1 protein-coding gene is annotated in these 437 nt (G+C 62.2%); it reads left to right on the plus strand.

Going from position 1 to position 437, the window contains the following annotated elements:
• On the plus strand, window positions 1-437 hold a 437-nt coding region (locus J5M67_RS28785; protein ID WP_207888723.1), incomplete at both ends, for a Bax inhibitor-1 family protein.

Genomic DNA, 437 nt, shown 5'->3' on the forward strand with positions numbered 1-437 from the left:
GGCTTCATGTTCGCGATCGAGCGCACGAAGAACAGCTCGGCCGGCGTGTTCGTGCTGCTCGGCTTCACGTTCTTCATGGGCCTGATGCTGTCGCGCCTCTTGAGCTTCATCCTCGGCTTCTCGAACGGCCCGTCGCTCATCATGCTCGCATTCGGCGGCACCGGCGTGATCTTCGCCGCGATGGCGACGGTCGCGACCGTCAGCAAGCGCGACTTCTCGGGCCTCGGCAAATGGCTCTTCGTCGGCGTGATCGTGCTGCTGCTCGCGATGGTCGCGAACATGTTCCTGCAACTGCCGGCGCTGATGCTGACCGTGTCGGTGCTCGCGATCGTGATCTTCTCGGCGTACATGCTGTTTGACGTCCAGCGCGTCGTGAACGGCGGCGAGACGAATTACATCAGCGCGACGCTCGCGATCTACCTCGATCTGTACAACGT

It is taken from the genome of Pseudomonas sp. 30_B (genome assembly GCF_017491605.1).
Taxonomy (GTDB): Bacteria; Pseudomonadota; Gammaproteobacteria; order Pseudomonadales; family Pseudomonadaceae; genus Pseudomonas.